19 protein-coding genes are annotated in these 23,198 nt (G+C 60.7%); 8 read left to right on the forward strand and 11 right to left on the reverse strand.

From position 1 onward, the window contains the following. The first annotated feature begins 200 nt into the window (after nt 1-200). On the forward strand, nt 201-1,694 hold the full coding sequence (locus tag QMK54_RS30335) for a YifB family Mg chelatase-like AAA ATPase (RefSeq protein WP_110660029.1): 1,494 nt from the start codon (nt 201-203) through the stop codon (nt 1,692-1,694). Nucleotides 1,695-1,752: 58 nt separating this feature from the next. Here the strand turns inward: QMK54_RS30335 and QMK54_RS30340 are convergent, their stop codons facing one another. Both QMK54_RS30340 and QMK54_RS30345 read right to left on the reverse strand, forming a co-directional pair. Beyond that, nucleotides 1,753-2,967: an aldose 1-epimerase family protein gene (locus tag QMK54_RS30340; protein ID WP_320401797.1), complete on the reverse strand. Its 1,215-nt coding sequence runs from the start codon at nt 2,965-2,967 to the stop codon at nt 1,753-1,755. A gap of 243 nt (nt 2,968-3,210) precedes the next feature. Next, a complete protein-coding gene (locus QMK54_RS30345; protein WP_110660031.1) occupies nt 3,211-4,131 on the reverse strand; it encodes a LysR substrate-binding domain-containing protein in 921 nt (306 codons plus the stop codon). Between the two features lie 158 nt (nt 4,132-4,289). Here QMK54_RS30345 and QMK54_RS30350 point away from each other — a divergent pair, with 158 nt between their 5' ends. Next, the gene (locus QMK54_RS30350; protein WP_320401798.1) at nt 4,290-5,684 is read left to right on the forward strand and encodes a NorM family multidrug efflux MATE transporter; all 1,395 of its coding nucleotides are present in this window, start codon (nt 4,290-4,292) and stop codon (nt 5,682-5,684) included. Nucleotides 5,685-5,870: 186 nt separating this feature from the next. Here the strand turns inward: QMK54_RS30350 and QMK54_RS30355 are convergent, their stop codons facing one another. After that, nucleotides 5,871-7,544, reverse strand: a complete 1,674-nt coding sequence (locus QMK54_RS30355) for a putative bifunctional diguanylate cyclase/phosphodiesterase (protein WP_223590441.1) — start codon at nt 7,542-7,544, stop codon at nt 5,871-5,873. Nucleotides 7,545-7,808: 264 nt separating this feature from the next. On the opposite strand from QMK54_RS30355, the gene rep reads away from it, so the two are divergent. Both rep and QMK54_RS30365 read left to right on the forward strand, forming a co-directional pair. Continuing rightward, the gene (gene rep / locus QMK54_RS30360; RefSeq protein WP_095943382.1) at nt 7,809-9,818 is read left to right on the forward strand and encodes a DNA helicase Rep; all 2,010 of its coding nucleotides are present in this window, start codon (nt 7,809-7,811) and stop codon (nt 9,816-9,818) included. Between the two features lie 57 nt (nt 9,819-9,875). Continuing rightward, nucleotides 9,876-10,448, forward strand: a complete 573-nt coding sequence (locus QMK54_RS30365; protein WP_008022089.1) for a xanthine phosphoribosyltransferase — start codon at nt 9,876-9,878, stop codon at nt 10,446-10,448. A 128-nt stretch (nt 10,449-10,576) separates the two neighbouring features. On the opposite strand, the gene QMK54_RS30370 is transcribed toward QMK54_RS30365, so the two are convergent. From QMK54_RS30370 to dadA, 6 genes are all read right to left on the reverse strand, one after another. Next, nucleotides 10,577-12,499 (reverse strand): acetyl-CoA hydrolase/transferase C-terminal domain-containing protein, encoded by a 1,923-nt coding sequence (locus QMK54_RS30370; protein ID WP_320401799.1) that lies wholly within the window; start codon nt 12,497-12,499, stop codon nt 10,577-10,579. A 258-nt stretch (nt 12,500-12,757) separates the two neighbouring features. Beyond that, the gene (locus QMK54_RS30375; protein WP_110659796.1) at nt 12,758-13,180 is read right to left on the reverse strand and encodes a c-type cytochrome; all 423 of its coding nucleotides are present in this window, start codon (nt 13,178-13,180) and stop codon (nt 12,758-12,760) included. Between the two features lie 182 nt (nt 13,181-13,362). After that, on the reverse strand, nt 13,363-13,911 hold the full coding sequence (locus tag QMK54_RS30380) for a cupin domain-containing protein (RefSeq protein ID WP_007975150.1): 549 nt from the start codon (nt 13,909-13,911) through the stop codon (nt 13,363-13,365). Between the two features lie 127 nt (nt 13,912-14,038). Further along, a complete protein-coding gene (gene alr / locus QMK54_RS30385; protein ID WP_320401800.1) occupies nt 14,039-15,112 on the reverse strand; it encodes an alanine racemase in 1,074 nt (357 codons plus the stop codon). 94 nt (nt 15,113-15,206) lie between these two features. Beyond that, entirely contained in the window at nt 15,207-15,560 is a 354-nt protein-coding gene (locus QMK54_RS30390; protein WP_110659794.1) for a RidA family protein, read from the reverse strand. Beyond that, nucleotides 15,532-16,836 (reverse strand): D-amino acid dehydrogenase, encoded by a 1,305-nt coding sequence (gene dadA, locus QMK54_RS30395; protein ID WP_110659798.1) that lies wholly within the window; start codon nt 16,834-16,836, stop codon nt 15,532-15,534. Before dadA ends, QMK54_RS30390 begins: the two co-directional genes overlap by 29 nt. A 157-nt stretch (nt 16,837-16,993) precedes the next feature. Here dadA and QMK54_RS30400 point away from each other — a divergent pair, with 157 nt between their 5' ends. Next, nucleotides 16,994-17,482, forward strand: a complete 489-nt coding sequence (locus QMK54_RS30400) for an Lrp/AsnC ligand binding domain-containing protein (protein ID WP_007975155.1) — start codon at nt 16,994-16,996, stop codon at nt 17,480-17,482. Between the two features lie 138 nt (nt 17,483-17,620). Here the strand turns inward: QMK54_RS30400 and QMK54_RS30405 are convergent, their stop codons facing one another. Then, entirely contained in the window at nt 17,621-17,974 is a 354-nt protein-coding gene (locus tag QMK54_RS30405; protein WP_110659793.1) for a YkgJ family cysteine cluster protein, read from the reverse strand. Between the two features lie 147 nt (nt 17,975-18,121). Between QMK54_RS30405 and QMK54_RS30410 the strand changes: the two genes are divergently transcribed. Then, complete coding sequence (locus QMK54_RS30410) at nt 18,122-19,429, forward strand: FAD-binding oxidoreductase (RefSeq protein ID WP_320401801.1); 1,308 nt, start codon at nt 18,122-18,124, stop codon at nt 19,427-19,429. 117 nt (nt 19,430-19,546) lie between these two features. On the opposite strand, the gene QMK54_RS30415 is transcribed toward QMK54_RS30410, so the two are convergent. Continuing rightward, a complete protein-coding gene (locus tag QMK54_RS30415) occupies nt 19,547-19,792 on the reverse strand; it encodes a DUF1127 domain-containing protein (RefSeq protein WP_320401802.1) in 246 nt (81 codons plus the stop codon). Between the two features lie 179 nt (nt 19,793-19,971). Here QMK54_RS30415 and QMK54_RS30420 point away from each other — a divergent pair, with 179 nt between their 5' ends. Together QMK54_RS30420 and QMK54_RS30425 are read left to right on the forward strand one after the other, a co-directional pair. Next, nucleotides 19,972-21,405: a PLP-dependent aminotransferase family protein gene (locus QMK54_RS30420; RefSeq protein ID WP_320401803.1), complete on the forward strand. Its 1,434-nt coding sequence runs from the start codon at nt 19,972-19,974 to the stop codon at nt 21,403-21,405. Between the two features lie 60 nt (nt 21,406-21,465). After that, nucleotides 21,466-23,040, forward strand: coding sequence for a phospholipase D family protein (locus QMK54_RS30425; protein WP_320401804.1), 1,575 nt, complete (start codon nt 21,466-21,468; stop codon nt 23,038-23,040). Nucleotides 23,041-23,198: the final 158 nt, after the last annotated feature.

The raw sequence follows: 23,198 nt of genomic DNA on the forward strand, positions 1-23,198 counted from the left end.
AATTTTTGAATCCACTCGTGCATTGCAATAGCTGTGGCGAGGGAGCTTGCTCCCTCATCACAGAGGAAAATACTTTGCCCTTCGCACTCTCGCAACATCCTGCGAACATTCCTACCCACTCTGCACCGACATTACTTCGTTACCCGACTACCCTTCACTCAACCGCAGGAAGCGGTCTAACGTCAGCTCAAGGAACGACCATGTCCCTCTCCATCGTCCACAGCCGCGCCCAGGTCGGCGTGGAGGCGCCAGCCGTTACCGTTGAAGTCCATCTGGCCAATGGTTTGCCTTCGCTGACCATGGTCGGCCTGCCCGAGGCGGCGGTGAAGGAAAGCAAGGATCGGGTGCGCAGCGCGATCATCAATTCGGGACTGCAATTTCCAGCGCGACGGATCACGTTGAATCTGGCGCCCGCGGATTTGCCCAAGGATGGCGGGCGGTTCGATCTGGCGATTGCCCTGGGAATTCTCTCGGCCAGCGTGCAGGTGCCGACGCTGACACTGGATGACGTGGAGTGCTTGGGGGAACTGGCGCTGTCAGGTGCGGTGCGGGCAGTTCGCGGGGTGTTGCCGGCGGCGCTGGCGGCACGCAAGGCCGGGCGCTGGCTGATGGTACCGCAGGCGAATGCCGAAGAGGCCTGTCTGGCGTCAGGGTTGAAGGTCATCGCGGTTGACCATCTATTGCAGGCTGTGGCGCATTTCAACGGACACACACCCATCGAGCCTTACGTTTCCAACGGTTTGCTCTACGCCAACAAACCCTACCCCGACTTGAATGAAGTTCAGGGGCAAATGGCGGCCAAACGCGCGCTGCTGATTGCGGCAGCGGGTGCACATAACCTGCTGTTCAGCGGGCCACCGGGTACAGGCAAGACGCTATTGGCGAGCCGATTGCCAGGGCTGTTGCCACCCCTGGCCGAGAGTGAAGCACTGGAGGTCGCGGCGATTCAGTCAGTCGCCAGTTGTGTGCCGTTGAGCCACTGGCCACAGCGCCCCTTCCGACAACCACACCATTCCGCCTCAGGACCGGCACTGGTGGGCGGTGGCTCGAAACCACAACCGGGCGAAATCACCCTCGCTCACCATGGCGTGCTGTTCCTCGATGAACTCCCGGAATTTGATCGCAAGGTATTGGAGGTGTTGAGAGAGCCACTGGAATCCGGCCACATCGTGATTTCCCGCGCCAAGGACCGCGTACGCTTCCCGGCGCGCTTTCAACTGGTCGCCGCGATGAATCCATGCCCCTGTGGATATCTTGGCGAACCGAGTGGCCGTTGCTCCTGTACGCCGGACATGGTTCAGCGCTATCGCAACAAACTGTCGGGGCCACTGCTGGATCGTATTGATCTGCACCTGACGGTTGCTCGCGAAGCCACGGCATTGAATCCTGCGTTAAAAGCCGGCGACGACACTGCCACCGCCGCCAAGTTGGTTGCCGATGCACGAGAACGGCAACAAAAGCGCCAAGGCTGTGCCAATGCCTTTCTCGACTTGCCGGGCCTGCGCAGACACTGCAAATTATCCACAACAGACGAAACCTGGCTGGAGACGGCGTGTGAACGACTGACCTTGTCACTGCGAGCGGCCCATCGACTGCTCAAAGTAGCGCGCACTCTTGCGGACCTTGAACAAGTCGATGAGATCAGACGCGAGCACTTGGCCGAAGCGCTGCAATATCGGCCAACAAGCCAGTAGCTCAAATTTGTAAGTGTTTTTTCGACCAATAAGCGGTTTTTCGAAAAGAAGGCGAAAATCACCCCTTGCTGAGATCAACCAACGGCGTCTGCCGCACCTCAGTCTCCCGCCCACCTTGAATCTCGCTCACCTGCTTCAGCGCCTTATCCACAGCGGTCTTATCCGCCAGCAAGGCGTAGCTGATGCGGAACTGCTTCTGCTCCTTCGGCCCAATCATTGGCACCAGGTTCAGTGGCCGCTGATACCGGCGGTTGTAGGAAAAACTCGTGCCTGGCTCAAGCCCCGTGACATAGCCCTGCCCTTGGGTATCGGTGTTTTTCCACAGGGAGAACACGGGCAGTGCTTGAGTGTTGAAACCGACCGAGACGCCCAGGCTACCGGCCTTGTTATGCAGGACGGTCAACGTATCGCCCTTGGCATCGGCGTACGGCACTACGTTGTAAACCGTTTCGTCATAGTCCTTGGTCGGTCCGCGATAGGTTTGCCAGTCCGGCAAATCGCTTTTGGCTTTATCGTTGAACGGCGACACCTGTTTCACCGGCGCGGCGAAGCGGGCGCCCTGCTCCAGGAATGGGGTGCTGAAGTTGCTGTGATACAGCGCCTGGTATTCCTTCGGATAGTCGCCGTTGTTGGTCAGGGTGTCGTTGAGGGCGAAAACTACGCTGCCGGGCTCGGTGACCAGTTCGGTCGCGACCGAGAAGTCGACTTTCTTGAAAGCCTGCTCTTTCAGCTCGCCGCGCAGGCTGATGGCGTACGGCGGTTTTTCATCGATGTGCAGGGTGACTTTGTTGGCCGGGATATTGGCAGCGCGACCGTGCAGGGTCAGCAGTTCGCCGTTGTCGATGCCGGGGTGGCCGACCCATTCGTAGCCGCAGCGGGTGACCAGTTCATTGAAGCCTTCCAGCCAGCCCAGACCACCACGGCCGTTGAGCTCGATGAAGGATGGATTGACCACTTCCTTGACTGGCGAATCCCAACCCATGCGCACGTTACCGACAGAGGCCTGCAGGACGTTCATGCCGCGAGTTGGAACTACCGAGAGTTTCATCTTGCCGTTATCGATATCGACGATGCTGACGCCTTCCTGCCGACCGCCGTGCAAGGTGCGCAGGGTCACGCTGAAAGGCTTGTCGGTTTTTACGCCGAGTTGCTGGCTGGTGATTTGCCAGTTCTGGGCGGCTTTGTCGGTGTCGAGCAAGACGTAATCCCATGCCAGGGCTTGGGAGGCAGCGGACAGTGCGCTGAGGGCAACGAAGAGTTTGAGCGGGTTCATGAAAATAGCCTTTCTTGGAGTTGTGCCATTTTTATAGACAGGATGAAACGTTTCAGCAAGCGTAAAAGTCGAGAAATGCCTAGAAAGACAATTGATCGGTAGTCAACCTCCTGCCGCAAGCCCGCTGTGGAATACAGGGACCTGAACGAAGGTCCAATCAGCAAATTTTCAGCGGCGAAGCTGAATACTTGAGTCACTCACCAGGAGATAGCCTGAAGCCGTCATTGCGGCGGCTTCATCGTTTCAGCTCAGATGCACGACATCCGGCAATTCCATGGACCGGACTTCGTTTTGCAGAAAGTCGCTGAGCCGGCGCATGCGCTCGCCGCCGGGCCGGGTTTTCGGCCAGACCAGGTAATAACACTCGCCACTGGCGACGGCGGTCGGCCAGGGCAAACTCAAGCGGCCCTGGGCCACATCCTCGGCCACCATCAGCAGATCGCCCATGGACACGCCATAGCCTCGGGCGGCGGCAATCATGCCCAGTTCCAGGGTATCGAACACCTGGCCGCCCTTGAGCGACACCTGTTCGGCCAGGCCCATGCGCTCCAGCCAGTTGCGCCAGTCACGCCGGTCCGGCGTCGGGTGCAGCAACTCGGTATTGGCCAGGCGCTCGACATCCCAAGGCTGGTCGTCCCGCAGGTTGGGCGCGCCGACCGGGATCAATTCCTCGGGAAACAGGTAACTCGCCTCCCAGTCCGGGGGAAAATGGCCGTTACCCAACAGTACGGCGCAGTCGAACGGTTCGTCGTTGAAATCCACCGAGTCGACGTCCATCCACGCACTGGTCAATTGCACTTCGTTGCCCGGCTGCAGATGACGGAAGCGGCTGAGGCGCGCCAGCAACCAGCGCATGGTCAGGGTCGACGGGGCTTTCATGCGCAGGATGTCATCTTCGGCGCGCAAGGTATTGCAGGCGCGCTCAAGGGCGGTAAAACCTTCGCGAATGCCCGGCAGCAGCAAGCGCGCCGACTCGGTCAATTGCAGGTTGCGGCCACTGCGATGAAACAGGCGGCAGGCAAAATGCTCTTCAAGCGTACGAATATGCCGGCTGACCGCACTTTGGGTGATCGACAGCTCTTCGGCCGCACGGGTAAACGAGCTGTGCCGCGCCGCCGCTTCGAATGCGCGCAGGGCATACAAGGGAGGAAGACGACGGGACATTCGGAAAGCTCCTACAACAGGGTTTGCCCACCCTAGCAGAAACTCTCCAGCATGAGTTTGAATCATGCCATCCATCCTTTTTATCCCTTTGTGCAAACCCCGCAAAGCGCCGAGAATCGGTGCTTTCCTGTTTCCCTTGATAATCGAGCGTGATGACCATGCAGCATCCAGCACGTACTGAACTCTGGGCCATCCTGCGGCTGGCGGGGCCGCTGATTGCCTCGCAGTTGGCGCACATGCTGATGGTCCTCACCGACACCCTGATGATGGCGCGCCTGAGTCCCGAGGCGCTGGCCGGTGGCGGCCTCGGCGCGGCGACCTATTCGTTCGTGTCGATTTTCTGCATCGGCGTGATCGCGGCGGTCGGCACCCTGGTGGCGATCCGTCAGGGTGCCGGCGATATCGTCGGGGCTACCCGGCTGACCCAGGCCGGGTTGTGGCTGGCATGGCTGATGGCGCTGGTCGCCGGTTTGCTGTTGTGGAACCTCAAACCGGTGCTGCTGCTGTTCGGCCAGACCGAAAGCAACGTCCAGATGGCCGGGCAGTTCTTGATCTTCCTGCCGTTCGCCCTGCCCGGCTACCTGAGCTTCATGGCCCTGCGCGGATTCACCAGCGCCATTGGTCGTGCGACGCCGGTGATGGTCATCAGCCTGGGCGGCACCGTGTCCAACTTCCTGCTCAACTATGCACTGATTACCGGAATGTTCGGCCTGCCGAAACTGGGGCTGATGGGCATCGGGCTGGTCACGGCGGTTGTCGCCAACCTCATGGCCCTGGCGCTGGCGTGGCACATTCGTCGGCACCCGGCTTATGAGGCCTATCCGCTGCGCAAGGGCCTGTCGCGGCTCAACCGCCAGTACCTGAAGGAGCTGTGGCGCCTGGGCCTGCCGATTGGCGGCACCTACGCAGTGGAAGTCGGGCTGTTCGCCTTCGCCGCGCTGTGCATGGGCACCATGGGCAGCACGCAGCTGGGCGCGCACCAGATCGCCCTGCAAATCGTCTCGGTGGCGTTCATGGTTCCGGCGGGTATCTCCTACGCGATCACCATGCGCATCGGTCAGCATTACGGCGCCGGGCAACTGCTGGATGCGCGGCTTGCCGGGCGGGTCGGCATTGCCTTCGGGGCGGCGGCGATGCTCTGTTTCGCCATGGTCTTCTGGCTGCTGCCGAACCAGTTGGTCGGCCTGTTTCTCGACCACAACAACCCGGCGTTCCGCGACGTCATCAATTTGGCCGTGAGCCTGTTGGCGGTGGCGGCCTGGTTCGAGCTGTTCGATGGCGTGCAAACCATCGCCATGGGCTGCATTCGCGGCCTCAAGGATGCCAAGACCACGTTCCTGGTGGGTCTGGGGTGTTATTGGCTGATCGGCGCTCCGGCGGCGTGGTGGATGGCGTTCCACCTGAACTGGGGGCCGACGGGTGTCTGGTGGGGCCTGGCGCTGGGGCTGGCGTGCGCGGCGGTGAGCCTGACGCTGGGGTTTGAGTGGAAGATGAAGCGGATGATTCGGCGGGAGCCGCAAGCGGAACGATTCGAAGCCATTCAACCCCAATGAAATCCCTGTAGGAGCAGGCCCTGTGGCGAGGGGGCTTGCCCCCGTTCGGTTGCGCAGCAACCGCAAAACCAGAAAATGCGATGTACCTGACAGAGCTCGGTTGCAGGGTAAGGGGCCGCTTCGCGACCCATCGGGGGCAAGCCCCCTCGCCACAAAAGCCGGCTCCTACAGAGGATTTGTGGCGCCTTAGCTGACGATTTCCAGTGCCGGCTGTTCGCCGGAGCCAAACATCAGATACTCCACCAGCTCGGCCAGCGGCAATGGCTTGCTGATCAAGTATCCCTGCACCTGATCGCATTCAAACCCACGCAACAGATCCAGTTGCTCCGGCGTCTCCACACCTTCGGCAACCACCTCAAGGTTGAGGTTGTGCGCCAGATTGATCATCGCGTGGACCAGTTTTCGGTTTTCCTCACGCTGTTCCATGCCGCCGACAAAGCTCTTGTCGATTTTCAGCAAGGTGATCGGCAGGCTGTTGAGGTGCACGAAAGACGAGAAGCCGGTACCGAAGTCGTCGAGGGAGAAACGCACACCGAGACGACCGAGGGCGTCCATGGTCTGCTTGACCAGATCGCTGCGGCGCATGACTGCGGTTTCGGTCAGCTCGAACTCCAGCCACTGCGCCTCGACGCCACGTTCGGCAATCAGGCGGCTCAGGGTCGACAGCAACTGGCTGTCCTGGAATTGCCGGAACGACAGGTTGATCGCCATGTGCAGCGGCGGTAAACCCAGCTCAAGCAACGCCTGCATGTCGCGCAAGGCCCGGGAAATCACCCAGTAGCCCAGCGGCACGATCAAACCGCTTTGCTCGGCCAACGGCACGAATTCGCTCGGTGGCAACAAGCCGCGCTCGGCATGGCGCCAGCGCACCAGGGCTTCGAGGCCGACGATCTGCCCGTCTTCGAGGTTCAGGCGTGGCTGGTAATGCAATTCCAGCTCATCGCGACGCAACGCCCGGCGCAGCTCGGTTTCGAGGTCGGCGATGCTGCGGGCATTGCGGTTGATGCGTTCGTTGAAAATGTGAAAGGTGCAGCCCTGGGTGCTTTTGGCCTGCTGCATGGCGATATGCGCGTGCCACATCAGCGGATCCGCACCGGCCTGGGCCCGGGCGTGGGCAATGCCCAGGCTGGAACCGATCAGCAGGCTTTCGCCATCGACCCAATAAGGTTCGGCCAATGCTTCGCTGATGCGCTCGGCCATCCACTCGGCCCGCTGGGGAGCACGGCGGGTGTCGATCAGCAGCGCGAATTCATCGCTGCCCAGGCGTGCCAGTTGATCGCCGGCCTCGAGCTGGCTCTTGAGCCGCGCCACCACTTGCAGGATCAGGCGGTCACCGGCCTGATGGCCGAGGGCGTCGTTGGCGTAACGGAAATTATCGAGATCAAGATGACCGAGGGCCAGGCCACGACCGTCGTTTTCCGCCAGTCGCGCCGTCAGCAGGGTCTGGAAGCCCTGGCGATTGGCGATGCCGGTCAGTGGATCCTGCTCGGCCAGGCGTTGCAGAGTGTTTTCCAAAACGCCACGTTCGCGTACATGGCGCAGGCAACGGCGCAACATGCCGGGGTCGAGATGGTCGCGCACCAGCCAGTCGCTCACACCGTCGGGCGGGGTCAGTGGCTCATGGTCGAGCAGCAACACCGTCGGCAGGCTACAACGGCCCGGCGCCGGTTGAAGTTGCGGGATGGTCAATAACACCGCGCTGCGGTTGTCATCGAACAGGCTGCTGACCGACTCCCAACTCGGCGCGCTGATGAGCACGGCCGAGCTCCCCATAGGAGCCAGACACTCGCGCAACAACGCTGCCCACGCTGGCTCTTCGGCCAGTAGCAGCAAACGCAAGGGTTCGACAGGCGTAGACAAGCTAGCTCCCTAGACTCTGCAAAGATGTAGGCGACGGGCATTATGCCGTCCCGATAACTAATGACAATGACATCAGCTATCAAAACGAGCCCTTTGTATCTGGAATTACGAACATTAGCCGCAGATTCGTTGCGCATCCTGCGTGAAAGTAACAAAACCGGCAATTACAGATAGCGTGGTACGTCACAAGTCGGACAGAGCAGCACAATTCGCTGAGCCTGTTAAAATGCCGGCCCATTTCGTGACTGACTCCTGAATTTACGTATGTCCCGACTCAATCCCCGGCAGCAAGAAGCCGTGAACTACGTCGGCGGCCCTCTATTGGTGCTCGCCGGTGCAGGCTCCGGCAAGACCAGCGTGATCACGCGCAAAATCGCGCACCTGATCCAGAACTGTGGCATTCGCGCCCAGTACATCGTCGCCATGACCTTTACCAACAAGGCCGCCCGCGAAATGAAGGAACGGGTCGGCACCCTGCTGCGTGCCGGTGAAGGTCGCGGGCTGACGGTCTGCACCTTCCACAACCTGGGCCTGAACATCATCCGCAAGGAACACGTGCGGCTGGGCTACAAACCGGGCTTCTCGATCTTCGACGAGACCGACGTCAAGGCCCTGATGACCGACATCATGCAGAAGGAATACTCGGGCGACGACGGTGTCGACGAGATCAAGAACATGATCGGCGCCTGGAAAAACGACCTGATCCTACCGGCCCAGGCCCTGGAAAACGCGCGCAATCCCAAGGAACAGACCGCCGCCATCGTCTACACCCACTACCAGCGCACGCTCAAGGCGTTCAACGCGGTGGACTTCGACGACCTGATCCTGCTGCCGGTGAAGCTCTTCGAAGAGCACGCCGACATCCTGGAAAAGTGGCAGAACAAGGTGCGTTACCTGCTGGTCGACGAATACCAGGACACCAACGCCAGCCAATACCTGCTGGTGAAAATGCTCATCGGCAAACGCAACCAGTTCACCGTGGTGGGCGACGACGACCAGTCGATCTACGCCTGGCGTGGCGCGCGCCCGGAAAACCTGATGCTGCTCAAGGAGGACTACCCGTCCCTGAAAGTGGTGATGCTGGAGCAAAACTACCGCTCCACCAGCCGCATCCTGCGCTGCGCCAACGTACTGATCTCGAACAACCCCCACGAATTCGAAAAGCAGCTGTGGAGTGAAATGGGCCACGGCGACGAGATCCGCGTGATCCGCTGCCGCAACGAGGACGCCGAGGCCGAGCGCGTGGCCATGGAAATCCTCAGCCTGCACCTGCGCACCGACCGCCCGTACAGTGATTTCGCGATCCTCTATCGCGGCAACTACCAGGCCAAGCTGATCGAGCTGAAATTGCAGCATCACCAGGTGCCATATCGCCTGTCGGGCGGCAACAGCTTCTTCGGTCGTCAGGAAGTGAAAGACCTGATGGCCTACTTCCGCCTGATCGTGAACCCGGACGACGACAACGCCTTCCTGCGGGTGATCAACGTACCGCGCCGCGAGATCGGCTCGACCACGCTGGAGAAGCTCGGCAACTACGCGACCGAGCGCAAAATCTCGATGTACGCCGCCACCGACGAAATCGGCCTGGGCGAGCATCTGGACAGCCGCTTCACCGATCGCCTGTCGCGCTTCAAGCGCTTCATGGACAGGGTACGTGAGCAGTGCGCCGGCGAAGACCCGATCTCCGCGCTGCGTAGCATGGTCATGGACATCGACTACGAGAACTGGCTGCGCACCAACAGCTCCAGCGACAAGGCCGCCGACTACCGCATGGGTAACGTCTGGTTCCTGATCGAGGCGCTGAAGAACACCCTGGAGAAAGACGAAGAAGGCGAGATGACCGTCGAGGACGCCATCGGCAAACTCGTCCTGCGCGACATGCTGGAACGTCAGCAGGAAGAGGAAGACGGCGCCGAAGGTGTGCAGATGATGACGCTGCACGCCTCCAAGGGCCTGGAATTCCCCTACGTGTTCATCATGGGCATGGAAGAGGAAATCCTCCCGCACCGCTCCAGCATCGAAGCCGACACCATCGAAGAAGAGCGCCGCCTGGCCTACGTGGGCATTACACGCGCGCGCCAGACCCTGGCCTTCACCTTCGCAGCCAAGCGCAAGCAGTACGGCGAAATCATCGATTGCGCGCCGAGCCGCTTCCTCGATGAGCTGCCACCGGACGATCTGGCCTGGGAAGGCAACGACGACACACCGACCGAAGTCAAAGCCGTGCGGGGCAACAACGCATTGGCGGATATACGCGCGATGTTAAAGCGCTAGAATTGACCACTTTTTTAAAACCTTAGGGCGCACAAGGCGCCAACAGAGGACAGCTTCATGGAAGCCCTGCACCAGAAAATCCGCGAACAAGGCATCGTGCTTTCCGACCAGGTCCTGAAGGTCGACGCCTTCCTGAACCACCAGATCGACCCGGCCCTGATGAAGCTGATCGGCGACGAATTCGCCACGCTGTTCAAGGATTCGGGCATCACCAAGATCGTCACCATCGAAGCCTCGGGCATTGCCCCGGCGATCATGACCGGTCTGAACCTCGGCGTGCCGGTGATTTTCGCCCGCAAGCACCAGTCCCTGACCCTGACCGAGAACCTGCTGTCGGCGACCGTGTACTCGTTCACCAAGCAGACCGAAAGCACCGTGGCGATCTCCCCGCGCCACCTGACCAGCAGCGACCGCGTGCTGATCATCGACGACTTCCTGGCCAACGGTAAGGCGTCCCAGGCACTGATCTCGATCATCAAGCAGGCCGGCGCTACCGTGGCAGGCCTGGGCATCGTGATCGAGAAGTCGTTCCAGGGCGGCCGGGCGGAACTGGATTCGCAGGGTTATCGCGTAGAGTCGCTGGCCCGCGTGAAATCGCTGGCCGGTGGTGTCGTGACCTTTATCGAGTAAGCCGCCACACCGCAAACCAGTGTGGGAGCGGGCTTGCTCGCGAATGCGTAGTGTCAGTCGACATATTTTTTGACTGATACACCGCTTTCGCGAGCAAGCCCGCTCCCACATTTACCTTGTATTGGCTGTTATTGCGCAGTGGCCTTGAGGCCGGTCAGCAGCAACCGCTGATACAAATCCTCCTTCAGCCCTTCCGGATTGCTCAGCTGCATGCGCTCCAGATGCTCCGGGAACGCTGTCGCCGGCGGCGCATCCAGCGCAGCCTTGCCCAGCTCCAGCACCTCGCTCAGCTTGAACTTGCTCTTGAGCCAGTTCAGCGCCCGCAACACATCCCGCTCGACCTCGGTGAAATCACAACCCAGTGGATACTCTGGAAACAGCTGCGGATGTCGCGCCTGAATCGCCTGCAATCGTTGTGGATTGTTCTCGGTAAAACGTGGATCGAGACGGAAATCCTTCGGCAGTTTGCCGACGTTCTGCGCCTGCTCGATCAGTCCCTGTTGAAATCGCGAGTCGCTGATATTGAGTAAAGCCTCGATCACCGCCGCATCGGTTTTGCCGCGAAGATCGGCAATGCCGTATTCGGTGACCACGATGTCCCGCAGGTGCCGGGGGATTGTGCAGTGCCCGTACTCCCAGACGATGTTCGAGCTGACGTCGCCGGCGGACTCGCGCCAGCTGCGCAGCATCAACACCGAGCGCGCGCCTTGCAGCGCATGCCCCTGAGCCACGAAGTTGTACTGCCCGCCGACACCGCTGAGCACACGCCCATCTTCCAGTTGATCCGCCACAGCGGCACCGAGCAAGGTCACGGTGAACGCGGTGTTGATGAACCGCGCATCCAGACGCTGCAAGCGCTTGAGCTCTTCCTGGCCATAAAGCTCGTTGATGTAGCTGATGCGGGTCATGTTGAATTCGAGCCGCTTGCTTTGCGGCAGCTCGCGCAGGCGTTCATAGAAACTGCGCGGCCCGAGAAAGAAGCCGCCATGCACCGAGATGCCGTCGGTTTGCGCGGCTTCGTCGAGTGTTCCAGCATTGGCCTGCTGTTGGGTCGTCACGTCCGGGTAAACCTTGCGCCGCACGATCCCGGCATCCGCCAGTACCAACAAGCCGTTGACGAACATTTCGCTGCAGCCATACAGGCCTGTGGCGAAGGGTTCGATGCCGCCTTCGCGCTCGATCAGTTGCGCCCACTGGCTGAGGTTCACCTCGGCCAGCAACGCCTTGTAAGCGTCGCTGTCGGCTTGTCGCGCCAGCAGCGCCGCCGTCAGCGCATCGCCCATGGAGCCGATGCCGATCTGCAACGTGCCACCGTCACGCACCAGTGTGCTGGCATGCAGGCCGATGAAATGGTCCTGGCAGCCCACCGGCATGTTCGGTGTGGAGAACAGCGTGGTGTTGTCCTTCTGGTCGATCAGCAGGTCGAAGGTATCGATACCCAGTTCCGCATCGCCGGGCATGTACGGCAGATCGTTATGCACCTGGCCGACCATCAGGATGGTTTCTCCGGCGGCGCGGCGCCTGGCGATCATCGGCAACAGGTCGAGGGTGATGTCCGGGTTGCAGCTGAGGCTCAAGCGGTCGGGATGTTCGGCATGGCTGGCGACCATTTGCGCCACCAGGTTCAACCCGGCGGCGTTGATGTCCCGGGCTGCATGGCTGTAGTTGCTGCTGACGTAATCCTGCTGCGCCGTGGCACTGTTGAGCAGGCTGCCGGGCTGCATGAAGAACTGTTGGATGTGGATGTTGCCTGGCAGCGTATCGCGACGCAGGTCGGCGAGGAAATCCAACTCTGGATAATCATCGAAAACCCGCTCGACAAAGGGTTCTAGAAAGCGTTTTTGCAAGCCGTCGCCTAAGGGCGGACGGCCCAGGCACAGCGCGGTGTAGATCGTCAGGCGCCGCTCGGGCAGCTGCGCAACGCGCCGGTAGAGCGCATTGACGAAGGGGTTGGGTTTACCCAGCCCCAAGGGCAGCCCCATGTGAATGTGGTCCGGCAACCGCGCCAGGACGTCATCGACCGCCTGCTCGATAGAACACAACTGCACCATCGCTTCCTCCCTCACGTTCCATGACTTGGGCCTGGACCGAGCTTGCCGGGTCTTTGCTGCAATGAACAGCCTATAAAAACCGTAGGAGCGAGCTTGCTCGCGATGGTCGTCAACGATAACGCATAGAACCTGACACCCCGAGGCGCATTCAAACTCATCGCGAGCAAGCTCGCTCCTACAGGTGGGCGGCGGTGTTCATTGAAACCGCGGGCACAAAAAAGCCGCTCGGAAGCGGCTTTTTAGCGGGAAGACTCAGGCTTATTTCAGGCCAGACATCTTCTGGATGGCGCCTTTGAGCTCGGCATCGGAGCAGTCGGCGCAGGTGCCTTTAGGCGGCATCGAGTTGATACCGGTAATGGCTTTGGCCAGGATGCCGTCGAGGCCGCCCTGGTGGTCGGCACGCTCTTTCCAGGCAGCGGCATCACCGATTTTCGGTGCGCCCAACAGGCCTGAACCGTGGCAAGCGTTGCAATGTTTTGCAATCACTTCATCCGGAGTTTTCGCACCGCCACCGCCGCCGGCGGCAGTGGCAACCTCCATGCCCTTGCACTCTTTACCCTGAACACAAACCTGGCCGACTGGCTCAAGGCGTTTGGCAATATCGTCGTTGGTCGCAGCTTGAGCGCTGACACTGACAGCCCATAGGGCCAATACGGTTGCTGGTGCAGCCAGCATTTTCATAATTAGGTTCACGCGTTCACCCTCAATGGTGGCTAGTCACGCCTACGGCCACGGTTCGCAGGCGGGCGCAAGTATAGCGGTAAGCCCGTCGCACTGAAACAACCCCAAAGTCGGAGGGGTCTTAGGCCGCGACGGAAAAACAGCCTGGGCGCCTCTGCGATACTGGCAGGACGCCTCTTTTCTTAGAAATTCGCCGGCGTGGCTGCGCTGATTAGTCGCGCAGGCGCATCGAACGGATTTCGGAAACGGTGTGGCTTGGTACTTTCAAAGTAGTAGCTATCGCCAGCTTCGAGGACAAAAGTTTCGAGACCGACCACCAGTTCCAGCTTTCCTTCGACCAGGATGCCGGTCTCCTCGCCCTCATGGGTGAGCATCTCGTCACCGGTGTCGGCGCCTGGCGGATAGATTTCATTGAGGAATGCGATAGCCCGGCTCGGGTGCGCCCGACCGACCAGTTTCATGGTCACGGCGCCATCGGAAATATCGATCAGCTCGTTGGCCTTGTAGACGATCTGGGTCGGTTTTTCCTGCAGGATTTCTTCGGAAAAGAACTCGACCATGGACATGGGAATCCCGCCCAACACCTTGCGCAGCGAACTGATCGAAGGGCTCACGCTGTTCTTTTCGATCATCGAAATGGTGCTGTTGGTGACACCCGCCCGTTTGGCGAGCTCACGCTGGGAAAGGCCTTTGAGCCTACGGATGGATTGCAGTCGTTCACCGACGTCCAAAGCTTGCGCCTCCAGGATTCAGATTGTTGGAATAGTGAGCGTTATCATGGCGACAGCGTTCAGTATTTACAACACCTTGACCTGAATCCTGCTCAGCGAGGCGACTTCCGGTCTCAAGCCTTGCGCACTAAGCCCCGGAATAGAGCAGTGGCACTCGGCGCAGGTTGCAGAAAATCTGATAAGGAATCGTGCCGGCGGCTATGGCTACATCACTGGCGAGGATGTTTTTGCCCCACAACTCGACGGTCGAACCGACACCGGCCTGCGGCACATCGGTCAGGTCGATGCAGAGCATATCCATCGATACCCGACCGATCAGTTGGCTGCGCTGCCCGGCAACCAGTACCGGCGTGCCGGTCGGTGCCAGACGCGGATAGCCGTCGGCGTAACCCATGGCCACCACGCCAATGCGCATCGGTTTAGGGGTGATGAATTTGGCGCCGTAACCGACGGGTTCGCCAGCCGGCAGCTCGCGCACACTGATCACTTTCGACTCCAGGGTCATGACCGGTTGCAGGCGTGAGGCCACTTCGTTGGCTTCTTCGAAGGGTGTAGCGCCATAGAGCATGATGCCCGGGCGCACCCAATCGCTCGGAATCTGCGGCCAACCGAGCACCGCTGGCGAGTTGCGCAGACTGACCTCGGCGGACAAGCCCTTGCGCGCCGCTTCAAATACCGCCACCTGTTCGCTGCTTGCCTGTTCGTGCAGTTCGTCGGCGCGGGCAAAGTGACTCATCAGCACCACTTTCGCGACCTTGCCACTGGCCAGCAGCCGTTGATAGGCCGCCTGATAATCCGCCGGATGCAGCCCCACGCGGTGCATGCCCGAATCGAGTTTCAGCCACACAGTGATCGGTTTGCTCAACGAGGCTTTCTCGATGGCTTCGAGTTGCCACAGCGAATGCACCACGCACCAGAAATCATGCTCGACGATCAGCGCCAGCTCATCGGCTTCGAAAAAACCTTCCAGCAGCAGCACCGGCGCACGGATGCCCGCCGCTCGCAGCTCCAACGCCTCTTCGATGCAGGCCACGGCAAACCCGTCCGCCTCGGCTTCCAGCGCCTGGGCGCAACGCACCGCGCCATGGCCATAGGCATCGGCCTTGATCACCGCGAGGGCCTTGGCCCCCGTGAGCTCACGGGCGACTCGGTAGTTGTTGCGCAGGGCTTGAAGGTCGATCAGGGCACGGGCAGGACGCATGGCGGCAGACTTCTGGTCGGGTTATCGGGAAGAAAAACCGGTGCTGGCTGACGGCGTGAACCGCCAACAGCACCGGGAGAGGGATCGTTAAATCTTACGGCAACGCGGCGACGATGGAGATCTCGACCAGGATGCTCGGCTTGGCCATCTTCGCTTCGACGGTGGCACGGGCCGGGGCAGTGCCTTTTGGCAGCCACTGGTCCCACACCGAATTCATGCCGGCAAAGTGCGCCTCGATGTCGTTCAGGTAGATCGTCGCCGAAAGCAGATTCTGTTTGTCAGTCCCGGCCAGATCGAGCAAGCGCTCGATATTGGCGAGCACGTCGCGGGTCTGCTGTTCAATCCCGGCGTTGAAGTCGTCGCCAACTTGCCCGGCCAGGTAAACCGTGCCGTTATGGGTGACGATCTGACTCATGCGCTCATTGGTGAGCTGGCGCTGGACTGACATGCTTTGCAGACTCCTGGATTTTGTTGCCATAACGGGAAATATCGAGGCCTTCGGCGCTGATCTGCGGCTTTTTCTTCGCCATCAGATCAGCCAGCAAGCGACCGGAGCCACAGGCCATGGTCCAGCCAAGCGTGCCGTGACCGGTGTTTAGGAACAGATTCTTGAACGGGGTGGCACCGACAATCGGCGTGCCATCCGGCGTGGTTGGACGCAGGCCGGTCCAGAAATCGGCTTGGGCCAGATCGCCGCCCTGAGGATAAAGATCGTTGACGATCATCTCCAGGGTTTCGCGCCGACGAGGGTTCAGCGACAGGTCAAAACCGGCGATTTCAGCCATGCCGCCAACGCGGATGCGGTTGTCGAAACGGGTGATCGCAACCTTGTAGGTCTCGTCGAGAATGGTCGAAGTCGGAGCCATCGCCGGGTTGGTGATCGGCACGGTCAGGGAGTAGCCCTTGAGCGGATACACTGGCGCCTTGATGCCCAGCGGTTTGAGCAGTTGCGGCGAGTAGCTACCCAGAGCCAGCACGTAGCGGTCGGCTGTTTCCAGCTTGCCGTCGATCCATACACCGTTGATGCGGTCACCGGCGAAGTCGAGGCGCTGAATGTCCTGACCAAAACGGAACTGCACACCGAGGTTCGCGGCCATCTCGGCAAGCTTGGTGGTGAACATCTGGCAGTCGCCAGTCTGGTCGTTCGGCAGGCGCAGGGCACCGGCGAGGATGTCCGTGACGCTGGCCAACGCCGGTTCAACGCGGGCAATACCTTCGCGGTCGAGCAGTTCGAACGGCACGCCGGACTCTTTCAGCACGGCGATATCCTTCGCGGCGCCGTCCAGTTGAGCCTGGGTGCGGAACAGTTGGGTCGTACCAAGGCTGCGGCCTTCGTAGGCAATGCCGGTTTCGGCGCGCAGTTCGTCGAGGCAGTCACGGCTGTACTCGGACAGACGAACCATGCGCTCCTTGTTCACCGCGTAACGGCTAGCGGTGCAGTTGCGCAGCATCTGTGCCATCCACAGGTACTGGTCGATGTCGGCCGTGGCCTTGATCGCCAGGGGCGCGTGACGCTGCAGCAGCCACTTGATGGCCTTGAGCGGCACACCCGGCGCGGCCCACGGCGAGGCATAACCCGGCGAGACCTGCCCGGCGTTGGCGAAACTGGTCTCCATGGCAGCAGCCGGCTGCCGGTCCACAACCACCACTTCAAACCCGGCACGGGCCAGATAATAAGCACTGGTGGTACCGATGACGCCGCTACCCAAGACCATGACGCGCATTTTCATATCCCTCATCGCGGCTGACCGCTGACGTTTGTTATTCAGAGCTTTAGATGCGCGCAGTGTAAAAAAGATTTGCCAGTGCTTTTCACTATATAAGCGCCTATATTTGGCGACAATTCTCGGCAAAAACCCTTTTCACGGAGGCGCATCCCCTATGCGTACCAACACTCAGACCAAACGTGAGCTGGACAAGATCGACCGCAACATCCTGCGGATCCTGCAAGCGGACGGGCGGATTTCCTTTACGGAACTAGGAGAAAAGGTCGGGCTCTCGACCACGCCCTGTACTGAGCGGGTCCGGCGTCTGGAGCGCGAAGGGATCATCATGGGCTACAACGCCCGGCTCAATCCGCAGCACCTGAAGGGTAGTCTGCTGGTGTTCGTCGAGATCAGCCTGGACTACAAGTCCGGCGATACTTTCGAAGAGTTCCGACGTGCGGTGCTGAAATTGCCCCATGTGCTGGAGTGTCACCTGGTGTCAGGGGATTTCGACTACCTGGTGAAAGCGCGGATTTCCGAGATGGCCTCGTACCGCAAATTGCTGGGCGACATCCTGCTCAAGCTGCCCCACGTGCGCGAGTCCAAGAGCTATATCGTGATGGAAGAGGTGAAGGAGAGCCTGACGTTACCGATTCCGGATTGAGATTGGCGGTGTCTGTTCAGACGCATTCGCGAGCAAGCCCACTCCCACAGTGGATCAGTGTCGAACACAAACTCTGAGTTCACTGAAGATCGAATGTGGGAGCGGGCTTGCTCGCGAATGCAGGCGACTCGGTCTTTCTTAAACCAACACCTGCCGGTTCGAAGCCATATACTCGAACACCTGCTTCTCCACCCGCGGATGAATCAACTCCACCGGCCCGCGCCCATTGGGGCACGGCAGGGTCTTGGTGGTGCCGAACAACCGGCAGATCAGCGGCCGCTCGCCATACACAGTGCAGCCATCGGGCCCCAGATGCACACAGTTGAGCTCTTCCATGGCGGCATCCTGCTCGGCGCGGGTCTTGCGCGGCAGGCGCGACATTTCTTCCGGCGAGGTGGTCACCGGCCCGCAGCAGTCATGGCAGCCGGGGACGCACTCGAACGAGGGAATCTGTTGGCGCAAGGTGCGGATTGTCTGGCTGTTGCAACTCATTGCAGCGGTGACCGATAGCGAAATAGAACGGGATTCTGACGCAAAAGCCCCGATCCAGACAGCAGCAACCGACCAATGTTGCCCGTCCGGGAAGGTCCGGCTTATGCTCCGTCAAATTTTCTAAACATCAGAACCAGGATCACGCACATGATTGCCCGTGCTCAACAGCCTGCTGCGAACCACCCCGCTTCCTATTACGCCGCCAGCAGCCTGCCGCAGCCCGAGCACCCCGCGCTCGCGGGCGAAGTGCTGGCCGATGTCTGTGTGGTGGGTGGCGGTTTTTCGGGGTTGAACACGGCGCTTGAGCTGGCCGAGCGCGGCCTCAGCGTGGTGTTGCTTGAAGCCAACAAAATCGGCTGGGGTGCCAGTGGACGCAATGGCGGGCAGCTGATTCGCGGCGTTGGCCACGGCCTCGATCAATTTGCCAACATCATCGGCGTCGAAGGCGTACGGCAGATGAAGCTCATGGGCCTGGAAGCCGTGGAGATCGTCCGGCAACGGGTCGAGCGCTTCCAGATTCCCTGCGACCTGACCTGGGGTTACTGCGATCTCGCCAACAAGCCCCGTGACCTTGAAGGTTTCGCCGAAGACGCCGATGAGCTGCGCAGCCTCGGTTACCGCTACGAGACACGCTTGCTGCAAGCCAACGAGATGCACACCGTGGTCGGCTCCACGCGTTACGTCGGCGGCCTGATCGACATGGGCTCGGGGCACCTGCACCCACTGAACCTGGCCCTGGGCGAAGCGGCCGCGGCACAACGACTGGGTGTTCGGTTGTTCGAGCAATCAGCCGCGACCCGCATCGATTATGGCCCCGAGGTCAAGGTCCATACCGCCGGGGGCTCGGTGCGCGCCAAAACTTTGGTGCTGGGCTGCAATGCCTACCTCAACAACCTCAACCCGCAACTCAGCGGCAAAGTCCTGCCTGCCGGCAGCTACATCATTGCCACCGAGCCACTGAGCGAAGAACTGGCCCACGCCCTGCTGCCACAAAATATGGCGGTCTGTGACCAGCGGGTGGCGCTGGACTATTACCGACTCTCGGCGGACCGGCGCCTGCTGTTTGGCGGCGCCTGCCATTATTCGGGTCGCGACCCGAAAGACATCGCCGCGTATATGCGTCCGAAAATGCTGGAGGTCTTCCCGCAGCTGTCCGGGGTGAAGATCGAGTATCAATGGGGTGGCATGATCGGTATCGGCGCCAACCGCCTGCCGCAGATCGGACGACTCCACGACCAGCCGAACGTGTATTACGCCCAGGCCTATTCCGGTCATGGCGTGAATGCTACGCACCTGGCCGGCAAGCTGCTGGCCGAAGCCATCAGCGGTCAGCACAGTGGTGGTTTTGATTTGTTCGCAAAGGTGCCGCACATCACCTTCCCCGGCGGCAAGCATTTGCGCTCGCCGTTGCTGGCGTTGGGGATGTTGTGGCATCGGCTTAAAAAGTTGGTCTGAAGGATTGGCGGTGTCAGAACTGACGCCTTCGCGAGCAAGCCCGCTCCCACAGAGGCACACAAATCCCCTGTGGGAGCGGGCTTGCCCGCGAAGAGGCCCGAAAGAACGCCAACAAAATCAGGTCCGCCAGAAAGGCTTCAGTCCCTCCTCCTGCGCCTGCTCCCGCGTCAGCCCGACATCCTTGAGCTGATCGGCCGTCAGCGCCAGCAACGCCTTGCGCGTATGCAGCCGACGCCAGAACAGATCCCAGCGGCCCAGACCGGACGACGCATTGCCCATAGGCACATTGCGTGCGGCGTCCGTTTGCCCTGCCGCCAGTTCCTGACTGTGTAACGTCAGCCGCACATCGCTCAAACCGTTCATCTTGGATGCTCCTGTTTACTTGGGTAGCCAGAGGTTCCATGATGCATGGGCGTGAAAAAGCATTACAGATTCAAAGAGCCTGTATTAAATCCATACAGATTTACCGATTCCGTCACTGAATCCCGATTTTTTGCCCGATCTGTACTGGTTAACCGAATCCCCTCTATCGAGGCTGCACCATGACCCTTTACGTCAACCTCGCCGAGTTGCTCGGCACACGTATCGAACAGGGCTTCTATCGCCCCGGTGACCGGCTGCCCTCGGTTCGGGCGCTGAGCGTCGAACACGGCGTCAGCCTGAGCACGGTGCAGCAGGCCTATCGGATGTTGGAAGACAGTGGGTTGGCCATGCCACGGCCCAAGTCCGGCTACTTTGTTCCCGCCAGCCGCGAACTGCCGGATTTGCCGGCGGTCGGTCGCCCGGCCCAACGCCCGGTGGACATCTCTCAATGGGATCAGGTGCTGGAACTGATTCGCGCCGTGCCGCGCAAAGACGTGGTGCAACTCGGGCGCGGCATGCCGGACATCACCAGCCCGACCATGAAGCCGCTGCTGCGCGACCTGGCGCGAATCAGCCGGCGGCAGGACATGCCCGGTCTGTATTACGACAACATCCACGGCAACCTCGAACTGCGCGAACAAATCGCTCGCCTGATGCTCGATTCCGGCTGCCAGTTGAGTGCCAGCGATCTGGTGGTCACCACTGGATGCCATGAAGCACTGTCCACCAGCGTTCGCGCAATTTGCGAGCCGGGGGACATTGTGGCGGTGGACTCGCCGAGCTTCCACGGCGCCATGCAGACCCTCAAGGGCTTGGGCATGAAAGCCCTGGAAATCCCCACCGATCCGCTGACCGGTATCAGCCTCGAAGCGCTGGAGCTGGCCCTGGAGCAATGGCCGATCAAGGTCATACAGTTGACCCCCAACTGCAACAACCCGCTGGGCTACATCATGCCGGAGTCGCGCAAACGCGCGTTGTTGACGCTTGCACAGCGGTTTGACGTGGCGATCATCGAGGACGATGTGTATGGCGAGCTGGCCTATACCTATCCGCGCCCGCGCACGATCAAGTCCTTCGACGAGGACGGTCGCGTCCTGTTGTGCAGTTCGTTTTCCAAGACCCTGGCGCCAGGCCTGCGTATCGGCTGGGTCGCGCCCGGCCGTTATCTGGAACGGGTGCTGCACATGAAATACATCAGCACCGGCTCCACCGCGCCACAACCGCAGATCGCCATCGCCGAGTTCCTCAAGGGCGGGCACTTCGAACCGCATTTGCGGCGGATGCGCACGCAATACCAGCGCAATCGCGACATGATGATCGATTGGGTAACCCGCTACTTCCCGGCCGGCACCCGTGCCAGTCGCCCGCAAGGCAGCTTCATGCTGTGGGTCGAACTGCCGGACGGCTTCGACACCCTGAAACTGAATCGTGCGTTGCACGACCAGGGCGTACAGATTGCCGTGGGCAGCATCTTTTCCGCCTCGGGCAAATACCGTAATTGCCTGCGCATGAACTACGCTGCCAAACCAACACCGCAGATCGAAGAAGCGGTGCGCAAGGTCGGCGCGGCAGCGGTCAAACTGCTGGCGGAAACCGATCAGCTAAGCGACTGACTTTTATTCGGGGATCAGCGTCCATATGCCTATCTGCGCCGCCAAACGGAACGATCCCACGTGAGAGTCAAACAGCCCCTGCTTGCTCTTCTGCTACTCGCCGTGTTCCTGGGCGGTTGCTCCAGCCTCGACGCTCGACGTGAACCGAGCCAGGCGCTGCCGGCCTCAGATTCCGCCTTCGGCCGTTCGGTACAGGCGCAAGCCGCACCCTACAAAGGACAATCGGGCTTTCGCCTGCTATCGGACAGCACCGAGGCCTTCACCGCCCGCGCCGAACTGATCCGTAACGCCCAAAGCAGCCTCGACTTGCAGTACTACATCGTGCACGACGGCATCAGCACACGCATGTTGATCGAGGAACTGCTCAAGGCCGCCGATCGGGGCGTGCGGGTGCGGGTTCTGCTCGACGATACCACCAGCGATGGCCTGGACCGGGTCATCGCCACCCTCGCCGCGCACCCGCAGATCCAGATTCGCGTGTTCAACCCGCTGAACCTTGGCCGCAGCACCGGCGTGACGCGCACCATGGGCCGGCTGTTCAATCTGTCGCAACAACATCGGCGCATGCACAACAAGCTTTGGCTGGCGGACAACAGCATGGCCATCGTCGGCGGGCGCAATCTGGGGGACGAGTATTACGATGCCGAGCCCAACATGAACTTCACTGACATCGACCTGCTCGGTGTCGGCCCGGTTGCCGAGCAACTCGGGCACAGTTTCGACCAGTACTGGAACAGTGCCCTGAGCAAGCCGATCGACGAGTTCCTGTCGAGTAAACCCACGCCCCAGGACTTGGAAGACACCCGGGTCCGACTGGAAGAGTCCCTGGCGCAAACGCGCAAACAGAATCACGCGCTCTACAAGCACCTGATGACCTTCACCACGCATCCGCGCCTGGACATCTGGCGCCGCGAGCTGATCTGGGCCTGGAACCAGGCATTGTGGGATGCGCCGAGCAAGGTATTGGCCAAGGGCGAGCCCGATCCGCAACTGCTGCTGACTACCCAACTGGCACCTGAACTCGACGGCGTCCGCAAAGAGCTGATCATGATTTCGGCTTATTTCGTGCCCGGCCAACCGGGGCTGGTGTACCTGACCGGGCGCGCCGACGCTGGCGTCTCGGTAAGTTTGCTGACCAACTCATTGGAAGCCACGGACGTGCCGGCGGTACACGGTGGTTACGCGCCCTATCGCAGGGCGCTGCTGGAGCACGGCGTGAAGCTCTACGAACTGCGTCGCCAACCCGGCGAGGGAGGCGGCAGCGGTAGCGGGCCGCACCTGTTTTCCAGCAGCTCCTATCACGGCTCTGACTCCAGCCTGCACAGCAAGGCGATGATCTTCGACCAGCAGAAATCCTTTATTGGCTCATTCAATTTCGACCCGCGCTCGGTACTGTGGAACACCGAAGTCGGCGTGCTGGTGGACAGCCCGGAGTTGGCCGCACGGGTCCGCGAACTGGCGCTGCAGGGTATGGCGCCAGCCCTGAGCTATCAGGTGGAGCTGGAAAACGATCAGATCGTCTGGACCACTGAAGACGACGGAAAAATGCACACCCTGACCAAGGAGCCAGGGAGTTGGTGGCGGCGCTTCAATGCCTGGCTGAGCAACACGGTTGGGCTGGAGAAGATGTTGTAATCCCGGGTCAGCAGGGCTTTTGTGGCGAGGGGGCTTGCCCCCGTTGCGCTGCGCAGCAGTGCCAAACCCTGCAATCGCATTTGCCTGACTTACAGGGTTGTTTGCTTTTACGACTGCTTCGCAGCCGAAAGGGGGGCAAGCCCCCTCGCCACAGACTC

Source organism: Pseudomonas sp. P5_109, assembly GCF_034009455.1.
Classification (GTDB): Bacteria; Pseudomonadota; Gammaproteobacteria; order Pseudomonadales; family Pseudomonadaceae; genus Aquipseudomonas.